General features: G+C 61.8%; 8 protein-coding genes. 2 read left to right on the top strand and 6 right to left on the bottom strand.

Annotated elements, in window-relative coordinates:
- Positions 1–31 precede the first annotated feature (31 nt).
- The 5 genes from ACXIUA_RS09545 to ACXIUA_RS09525 all read right to left on the bottom strand — a co-directional run bounded on the left by ACXIUA_RS09545 (position 32) and on the right by ACXIUA_RS09525 (position 4,299).
- Positions 32–733: a putative quinol monooxygenase gene (locus ACXIUA_RS09545; RefSeq protein WP_457976683.1), complete on the bottom strand. Its 702-nt coding sequence runs from the start codon at positions 731–733 to the stop codon at positions 32–34.
- A complete protein-coding gene (locus ACXIUA_RS09540) occupies positions 730–1,797 on the bottom strand; it encodes a VOC family protein (protein WP_284804772.1) in 1,068 nt (355 codons plus the stop codon). The genes ACXIUA_RS09545 and ACXIUA_RS09540 overlap by 4 nt, the downstream gene beginning before the upstream one ends.
- Positions 1,798–1,812: 15 nt before the next feature.
- The gene (locus ACXIUA_RS09535; RefSeq protein WP_256001448.1) at positions 1,813–2,373 is read right to left on the bottom strand and encodes an aromatic-ring-hydroxylating dioxygenase subunit beta; all 561 of its coding nucleotides are present in this window, start codon (positions 2,371–2,373) and stop codon (positions 1,813–1,815) included.
- 36 nt (positions 2,374–2,409) lie between these two features.
- On the bottom strand, positions 2,410–3,801 hold the full coding sequence (locus tag ACXIUA_RS09530; RefSeq protein ID WP_070479020.1) for an aromatic ring-hydroxylating oxygenase subunit alpha: 1,392 nt from the start codon (positions 3,799–3,801) through the stop codon (positions 2,410–2,412).
- A 375-nt stretch (positions 3,802–4,176) separates the two neighbouring features.
- A complete protein-coding gene (locus tag ACXIUA_RS09525; RefSeq protein WP_457976682.1) occupies positions 4,177–4,299 on the bottom strand; it encodes a hypothetical protein in 123 nt (40 codons plus the stop codon).
- Between the two features lie 343 nt (positions 4,300–4,642).
- Here ACXIUA_RS09525 and mhpA point away from each other — a divergent pair, with 343 nt between their 5' ends.
- Both mhpA and ACXIUA_RS09515 read left to right on the top strand, forming a co-directional pair.
- On the top strand, positions 4,643–6,352 hold the full coding sequence (mhpA, locus tag ACXIUA_RS09520) for a bifunctional 3-(3-hydroxy-phenyl)propionate/3-hydroxycinnamic acid hydroxylase MhpA (RefSeq protein ID WP_457976681.1): 1,710 nt from the start codon (positions 4,643–4,645) through the stop codon (positions 6,350–6,352).
- Between the two features lie 97 nt (positions 6,353–6,449).
- Complete coding sequence (locus tag ACXIUA_RS09515) at positions 6,450–7,100, top strand: DUF6198 family protein (RefSeq protein ID WP_457976680.1); 651 nt, start codon at positions 6,450–6,452, stop codon at positions 7,098–7,100.
- Between the two features lie 49 nt (positions 7,101–7,149).
- Here ACXIUA_RS09515 and ACXIUA_RS09510 read toward each other — a convergent pair.
- Positions 7,150–8,547 (bottom strand): MFS transporter (locus ACXIUA_RS09510; RefSeq protein ID WP_457976679.1); only part of this gene is annotated, 1,398 nt, incomplete at its 5' end.

Below are 8,547 nucleotides of genomic sequence, written 5' to 3'. Positions count from 1 at the left end.
GTGGGTCTCCTGAAAGGGATGGGGTGGTCAGCTAGCGTGCGGACCACGCAACGGAGTGGGAATAGTTTTCGGTTGCCTCAGGGAGGAGGCGTCCGTAGTGGTATTCGAAGGACTGCTGGCGGTAGAACTCGCGGGTAAGTTCTCCGCGCTGCGGCGTGGCAGCCTCGCGTCCGGAATTGCCGCGGTACTCGCCCGTGGCCATGCGCCCGAACCAGTGATGGTCGTAGATTGTCTGGTCCGCCCACACCTCAAGCAGCATGAGGTGATTGGGCAGCTCCAGGTTCTCCATCCACGCGTAGTAGAGGCAGCCCGGCTCGCGGCGGGTCTCGGTGATTTCCTGGGCGGTCAGCGCGCGCATCTCAGGGTTTTCGACGAAAGCGTTCTGGATGACAATGCTGACTGGCCCGCGCGCTGGCCACATGATGCGGGCGTCGTAGCCTGCTTCTGGGGCCCACACGCCGTCGGCGAGGACGTACTTGGACTGCTCGTAGATCTCCGTCGTGCCGTCCTGCACGAATGTGTGCAGGTGCGGCAGCTCCGGCAGCTTTTCGACGATCTCTGCGTAGTCGGACACGCTCTCCGCGAGGATCGCGACGGCGCAGTCCTCGTCCTCGACCGCCAGGGTTTTGTACGCTTCGGCTTCCTTGATGCCGTCACGCTGGCGGAGGGATGCGACGTCGTGAAGAAGCTTTTCTGGAGCATCGGTAGCTCCGCGGTGAACGATGCGGATCATACGAGCTCCTCGAAGTCGACGATCCAGTCCGGCGCGGCGAACTCCGGCTTCGGTGGCTCGCGGCGCGCGACGATCTCGATGAGGTAGCCGCCGAGCGCGTCGAAGGTGTCGAAGTAGCCGAACTCGGCGGCGCCGCCGCGCAGGTTAGAGCCCATGCACAGTGGGTGGCCAGCCTCGGTCATGGAGGCGACGACCTCGTCCCACTCGGAGTCCTCCGTGGTCATCCACGCGAAGTAGTGGTGGATGCCCGGGCCGCGCTCATCGAAGAATTCGCGGTTGTAGTGGCAGTCGCCGTGGTTGACGGAGATGATCTCGAAGCCGAAGTCACCGGCGGTGCCCTGGGCGGTGAAGTAGCCGGTGTCGCCGTCCTTGCCACGGTAGTACGGCTTGTCCAGGCGGCCGAAGCCGGTCTCCCACGTCTTCATCTCGTAGCGCTGGATGCCGAAGACGTCGCGGTAGTGCGGCAGCGCCGCCATGACGTCGTGCACGAGGACACCGAAGTGGTACATGCCCTGCACCGGTTGAGTCGGGCGGGTGTCGGTGCTCACCTGGGCCGGGTCGGCGGCGGTTGCCGGAAGCATCTCGACGAGGAAGCCGCCCAGGTTCTCGCGCGTGTCGTAGAAGGTGCGCGTGGCGCCGTCGACAGTTGCTGTGTAGGCGATGTCGTAGCCGAGCGCCTTGAAGTGCTCCGCGACCGCCTCGTCGTTGGCCGCGGTGGAGCGGACCTGCAGGAACGCGATGCCTTCGCGCTTGGTGCGCAGGAACTCGTTGAAGGGGCTCTCGCCGCCGGTTGGTTCGATGAGCTCGAAGGTAAGGCTCGACGCCGGGCGTCCGCCTGGGCCCTTCTCGCCGTTGACGGCAGGGGTGGTGCCGACGGCGCTCCGCCAGGTGCCCGGGGTCGTCGCCAGGCGTCGACCGTGCGCTACTGCGTCGGTTGGCGCGTGCTCGGCGATGTCCCAGTCGGTAATGCCGTAGATGCGGGAGTAATCCTTGATTTTGGCGTCGAGATCATAGACGACAACGCCGATGCGCAGGAGGTTCGTGGTTTCAATCTGTGTACTCAAGAGCGTTTCCTTTCTTTAGTAGAACAGAGACAAGTTCTTGACGAGGATGGTTGCCATATCGAAGCGGATCTCACGTTCGAGCACCAGGAATCCGTAACGCGATTCCGGTGCCCGCACGATGACATCGCGGCGCTCACCTGCGATGGTGTCCTCGTAGCGCTCTCCACGTGAGCGATAGATGAGGAAGTTCGAACGAACGGCGAAGGCGCCGTCGCTACGCTCGTCAATGCGCAGGTTGGTGAGCATGTGGCGTGAACGTGACGGCGGCTCCTCGGCCCACGCCATGTTGGTTTGCAGACGGACGACGCGCTGGCGCAGGAACTCCTTGGATTCCTCGAAGTAGACCGACGTCCCTTTCGGGTAGAACTCTTCCTTACGCTCACGGGCCACACGGTTTTCGCGGACCGGCGCCCAGTAGTCGACGTCGTCGTGCATGCAGTCGAGCCAGTCTTCCCACTGCATGTTGTCCATCATTTCGGCTTCGTCGTACAGGAAGCGCGCGATGAGGCGCTCATCTTCCGCACCCGCAGGGGCCTGGGTCACTGCCTCTGACGCTTGCGTGTTGTTGCTCGCCATGGGTTTCTCCTTCAAAGGTCGTGTAAAAGCTAGGGACTAATCGACGTTGCCTTCGTAAGCACCGTCAGAGGCTGCAGCTGCCGCTGCTGCTTCCGGATCCATCACCTTGGTGAAGTCTCGCTGGTCAACCTCCGGAACGCCCCCTCGTTCGGCCTTGAGCTGTTCCCAAGACTTGTCTTCCATCAGGTCGCGGTAGAAGCCGTACATGTTCAGCGCGGCGTTGTCGGAGTAGACATGTGCCGTGGACGCGCCTGGGTAGCCGTCATCGTCGTAGCTGACGGGGACGCGGCGCATGTTGTAGGTGAAGCCGGTCTCGCGGGACTTCGCGCCGCGGAGGATGTGCTGCATCTCCTCCCAGTTCTCGGCGTCGTCCTGCTCGAACATGCCGCCAGGGGAGAAGGTGCGCATGACGTCGACGCGGATGGCTTCCTTGACCTCTTCCGGCGCGTCCTTTGGCACGAACGCCCAGGACCAGATCTCCATCTCGTTCGGGCCACGCGGGTGGGTGACGCGGAAGGTGTAGTTGCCCAGCAGCATGAAGTTGGGGAAGACGTTCATGTGGCCGCGGACCTCGCGGAACTCACCGAGGCGCTCCACGATGGAGTCGCGGATGGTGTTCTCCCACTCGATCAGCGCAGGGCCGGTGTTGGGGATCTCCGCGTCACGCTTGCCGAAGAACGCACCGCCGTGACCGTACGGGCTGAGGAACTGGCGGCCCTCCGGGATCTTCTTGCGACCGGTCTTGCGGTCGAAGGTGTCCGAACCGGAGCTGAGCGCCTCCACCGCGGAGACGTGGGAGATCTCCGAGTGCTGCATGTCGGACGTCGGCTGCTCAACGTTGAACTTCCAGTTCGCTGGCAGGACCCACTTGTGTACAGCGATGGCTTCCATGCCGCCTTCGTAGCGGTCCATGTATCCGTCGAGGTAGTACTTCGCGTTGCCCAGGTACTCCTCCAGCGGCGGGATCGTCTCATCCCAGGAGCCGAAGATGAAGCCCTTGTAGTTTTCAATGCGCGGCACCTTGATTGCCGACAACTTCGACTTATCGATGCCCTCCGGGTACGCATTGTTCTCATGCGGGATGTTGGTCAAGTTGCCCTCAAGGTCGTAAGACCAGCCGTGGAAGGAACACATGAAGGACTTCGCCTGACCGCGGTCAGCGCGGCAGATACGCATACCGCGGTGGCGACACTGGTTCAGGAACGCCTTGACCTCGCCGGACTTCTGGCGCACAACAATGACCGGGTCCTCACCAATGTAGGTCTGGATGTAGGACCCGCGCTTCGGCAGCATCGACTCGTGCGCAAGGAACACCCAAGTGCGCTGCCAGACGGTCTCCAACTCCTGGCGGTAGATGTCCTCGTCGGCGAAAATCTTGCCGGAAACGTATCCTCCGACCGGATCAATGAGTTCTGCGATCTTACTCATAGCCACTTCCCCTCTGTGATCTGTGTCATCTGTGGGAGTGACTTTAAACGGAAGAATAATTGGCTAAAACCCACGTTCCAGTCAATGGAACAGCTCCGGCGGACATAAAATAAGGGGCCTCGGGGCTCAAAGTTCAGCCTGGGATAGTCTTTCTGACCCTTCCCAATGGTCCAGTGCCAAAAGACGCAAGACTAAACATCCAGCACTTTTATTACCAGCTAGTATGAATGGCTAGTCCAAACGGAGATGCGTCCATTGGCACTCAGACCTTCTCTATGCACACCAAATTCCCTCACTCGCTTCCCGCGACCAGGGCTTTTCCAAATCCGCCTGCAGAAACGCTTTATGTCAAGTGGTTGTGAACGTGGTTGGGTGTTAGATCGTGATGGGTTGTGGGGGCGGGGCGGTTTGGTTGTCGGGGTCGGGGTTGGTGTTGTAATCTGCCCAATCCTTCTCTGGTGGCTTGGGGATCAGCGGGGGAATATCGTGCGGGGGCATGGGTGTGGACCTCCTTCGGGTTCTGGCCCACAACCAGCCTGCCACCTAGGGGTACCCTAGGTGACCTGGTCTTTTGCAAACCCGACTCCCCAAAATCCCGGAATTTGGTGCAAAGCCGGGGCGCTATGACACCAAATTCCCTCACGGCCTTCTCCTGACCTGCTAAAACGTCGAGCACCCCGAGAAAATTAAGGAATCTGGTGCGCGCACCCGCTCTCACATGTTCCGAAAGGCGGAATTGGAGATGCGTCAACTTACTCCTGTGATTAGAACTAGAAACACATGCGAAAGTGAGGTGACTCACTGTGCTGGATCTATTGTCGAAAGTCAAGGAGCGAACACCATGGGAGAGCTGAATGCAGACGTTGATGTGCTGGTCATCGGTACGGGACCGGTTGGCCTAGCGCTGGCGAACCTGCTTGGCATCCGTGGTGTTTCGGTCGCGGTCATGGAGAAGCGTGACCAGCTGATTGACTACCCGCGCGGGGTGGGCCTCGACGACGAGTCCATGCGTACTATCCAGGCGATGGGCCTGGCGGAGGAGTTCCGGCCGTACACGATTCCGCATCACATCATGCGCTTGGTCGATGGTGCCGGTAACGTCATCTTGACGAACAACCCGCAGGGTGAGCCGTACGGGTGGCCTCGTAAGTTTGGGTTCCTACAGCCGCTGGCGGATAAGGCTTCCTTCGATGGGTTGGCGAGGTTCCCGCACGTCACCACCACGTTTGGTCGCGAGCTGGTGAAGATCGAGGAGGTTGAGGGTGGCGTCCGCGCGACCTTTGAGGTCGTGCGTGGTGAAGAGGGGGAGGAGCGCACGGGCGAGCAGGAGCAGATCACCGCGAGGTACCTCGTTGGTTGTGAAGGTGGCCGTTCGTTTACGCGCAAGTGGATGGGGACGGAGTTTGAGGGGAAGTCGCCGTCGACAAGGTGGGTTGTTGTTGACGTCAACAATGATCCGCTGGGCGCCCCGAATGTGTACCTCGGTGCCGACCCGAACCGCCCGTACGTGTCCATTGGCCTGCCGCGCGGGGTGCGTCGTTGGGAGTTCATGCTGTTCGACGACGAGCCGACCGAGAAGGTCGACGAGGATGCCTTCATTGAGGAGCTGCTGTCGGAGCACATCCCGGAGGGCACGAAGCTGGACGTGATCCGTCGCCGCGTGTTCACGCACCACGGCCGGATGGCGCGGACGTTCCGGAAGGGCAACGTGCTCATTGCCGGTGACGCGGCGCACTTGATGCCGGTGTGGATGGGCCAGGGGTACAACTCGGGTATCCGCGACGTGACGAACCTGTCGTGGAAGCTCGCTGGCGTGCTGCAGGGCAACTTCAGCCCGGAGCTGCTGGATACCTACGATGTCGAGCGCCGCGACCACGCCAAGGCCATGATCGATTTGTCGATGACGTTCGGCACGGTGATTAAGCCGACGGATAAGAAGGTGGCGTTCGTGCGCGACACGGCGGCGAAGCTGATGAACCTTTCGCCGCGTGTCAAGGAGTATTTCGCGGACATGAAGTTCAAGCCGGTGCCGCGCTACGGCCGTGGCGCGGTGGTGGATCAGGCGACGTTGAAGCCTGGCGTTGCAGATCGCTCGAATGATCCGTCGCATCGCCCGCGCATCGTCACGTCGCGCGTTGCGGTGAACAAGTTGTCGCCGGTGGGCCTGCAGATCATCCAGCCGAAGGTCGAGTACAACGGCGCCGAGGTGCTTCTCGACGACGCCCTGGGCCTCAACCACGCCGTGGTGACCTGGGGCGTGGACCCGGCCCGCCTGTTCACGCCGGAGCAGCTCGCTGAGATGGCAAAGGCGAACGTCAAACTGGTGTGTGCGGTCAGCCCGACGCAGGTCGAGTGGGCGAAGGAGTACGTGTCGGCGGACACCGAGGTTGTCTCGGACATCACGGGTGCGCTGAAGGGCTTCTTTGATACCCGCGCGGTTGGTACGGTGCTTGTCCGCCCGGACAGGTTCGTTGCGGTGGCAACGCTCAACGCCCAGGCAAGTAAGGCGTGGGAGGCGTACAAGCAGGCTGCAAGCATGCGCGTGCAGTAATTACTACTGACTACTTCAGGGGCACTCAGACAGGAATGTTTGGGTGTCCCTGGTGTTTAACAAGTCCTTAACAAGCCTTAACAAGGAGGTATCGCAAGTGAGCGACTCGAAACACTCGGCGCGGCCGAGAGACTACGCATATTCAGTGTTCGCCATTGTGGTGATGATGGCCGGTACCGCCCTTGTGACGACGAGCCAGCTCGGCACGCCGCCGGTGTCATCGCCGGTGTACGCGATGACGCTGATCGGTGGGCTGAGCTTTGGCGGGTGGACGTTTGCGCTGAACCTGTTCCTCATTGCGGCGCAGTGGGTGATGCTGCGCCAGGACTTCCCGCGCAGGTACTGGCTGCAGCTGCCCGCGCTGCTTGTCGGCAGCGTGAGCTTGGACGGGTGGATGTATGTGTGCCGCCCTTTGGCGTCGACGAATTACGTGGCGCAGGTTGCGCTCGTCGCGGTCGGGTTGGTGGTGCTCGGCTTTGGCGTGGCAATCCTGGCTACAGCCAACGCTGTATTCCTGCCGGGCGAGGGCTTCGTCGCTACCGTTGCGACGCTGCGTCGAAAACCGTTCTACAAGGTCAAGCTGGTGTTTGACATCGTGTGTGTTTTGCTGGCGTTGGTGCTGTCCGTATTGTGGGTGGGCCATTTTGAGGCTGCCCGTGAGGCGACGATCGTCTCAGCGCTGACGCTCGGGTTTATCGTGGGGGCGTTCACCCCGGTTGCCCGGCGGCTGGTGAAGCCGGTCGACTAAGCAATAAGAAAACGCCCCGGAGTAGCTCCGGGGCGTTTGTGTTGCGGTGCTAGCCCTTGAACATATTCGTCTTGGTGAAGCGCTCCGCGTGGCCCATGCTCTGGGCGGTTTCCTTGGAGAAGTAAATCGCCAGCGAGGAGACCACGAACAGGCCGGTGATGATGATGGCCAGCGGGGTCAGGCCGGTCTCCGGGGAGACGAAGCGGGTCGCGACCAGCGGTGCGGTACCAGCGCCGAGGATGGACGCCGCCTGGTAGGTGATACCGGAGCCGGTGTAGCGCAGCTCGGGGACGAACTTCTCGGAGATGAACGCGCCGATCGGCCCGTACTGTGCGGGCTGCACCACGCATACGAGCAGGACCATGCCGATCCAGATCTTGGTTGGGTCACCGGAGTCGATCATGTTGAAAACGATCCAGATGCCGATGATGGAGACCAAACCACCAGCCAGCATGACGCGGCGTCGGCCGAGGCGGTCAGACAGGGCGGCGAGGCCCGGCATGACGAAGATCGCGATGGCGGAGCCGACCGTGACCATCATCAGGGCAGTCGAGCGGCCGACTGGCGTTTCAGTTTCAGCGGTCGCGTTCACGATGTACGGCACCATGAACGAGCCCTGCAGACCCTGCACGAATAGTGCGGCGGTGCCGGCGAGCGCACCGAGGACCAGCTCGCGCGGAGCCTCCTTCAGCATGCGGACCAGCGGCACACCGGTGTGCACCTTGCCGGCGCGCCGGGCTGCTTCGAACTCTGGGGACTCTTTCACGTTGGCGCGCATGAACAGGCCGACGATGACGATGGCTGCGGAGAACAGGAACGGAACGCGCCAGCCCCAGTCGGTGATGAAGTACTGCTCGGGGTTGGCGAAGTTGTCGCCGGAAGCCTTCGCGAAGATCGCGAGGACCAGCGTCGACAAGATGGCACCTGCTGGGCCGCCAGCGATGGCGACGGAGGCGCCGAAGCCCTTGTTCTTGGCGGTGGAGTTCTCCATGGCCATCAGGGTGGCGCCGGCCCATTCGCCGCCGATCGCCATGCCCTGGATGATGCGCAGGATGACCAGCAGAATCGGAGCGGCCGGCCCAATCATCTGCGAGGACGGCATCAAACCGATCGAGATGGAGACAAGCCCCATCGTCATCAGCGTGATCACGAGGACGTTCTTACGGCCGTACTTGTCGCCGAAGTGGCCGAACGCCATCGAACCAATCGGGCGGGACAGGTAGCCGGTGAGCAAGATGACGAAGGAGAGCATCGTGCCCAGCTTCGGGTCGATGTTCGCGAAGAAGAGCTGCGGGAACACAAGTCCCGCGGCGGCTGCGTAGAGCAGAAAGTCGTAGCACTCCACGGTGGAGCCGAGGAAGGACGAACCAAGGGCGAGGCGCCGCTCTTTCGGCGTGCGCTCATGCTTCGCGAGGTCTACCGGCGGGGCATGAGTGATGTTAGTCAT

Source organism: Corynebacterium sp. UMB8791 (assembly GCF_054166365.1).
This window is presented reverse-complemented; position numbering and strand designations above follow the sequence as displayed.

Coding starts and splice junctions, on each gene's coding strand:
- ACXIUA_RS09545 (WP_457976683.1), bottom strand. CDS start 733: ATGATCCGCATCGTTCACCGCGGAGCTACCGATGCTCCAGAAAAGCTT.
- ACXIUA_RS09535 (WP_256001448.1), bottom strand. CDS start 2,373: ATGGCGAGCAACAACACGCAAGCGTCAGAGGCAGTGACCCAGGCCCCT.
- ACXIUA_RS09530 (WP_070479020.1), bottom strand. CDS start 3,801: ATGAGTAAGATCGCAGAACTCATTGATCCGGTCGGAGGATACGTTTCC.
- ACXIUA_RS09525 (WP_457976682.1), bottom strand. CDS start 4,299: ATGCCCCCGCACGATATTCCCCCGCTGATCCCCAAGCCACCAGAGAAG.
- mhpA (WP_457976681.1), top strand. CDS start 4,643: ATGGGAGAGCTGAATGCAGACGTTGATGTGCTGGTCATCGGTACGGGA.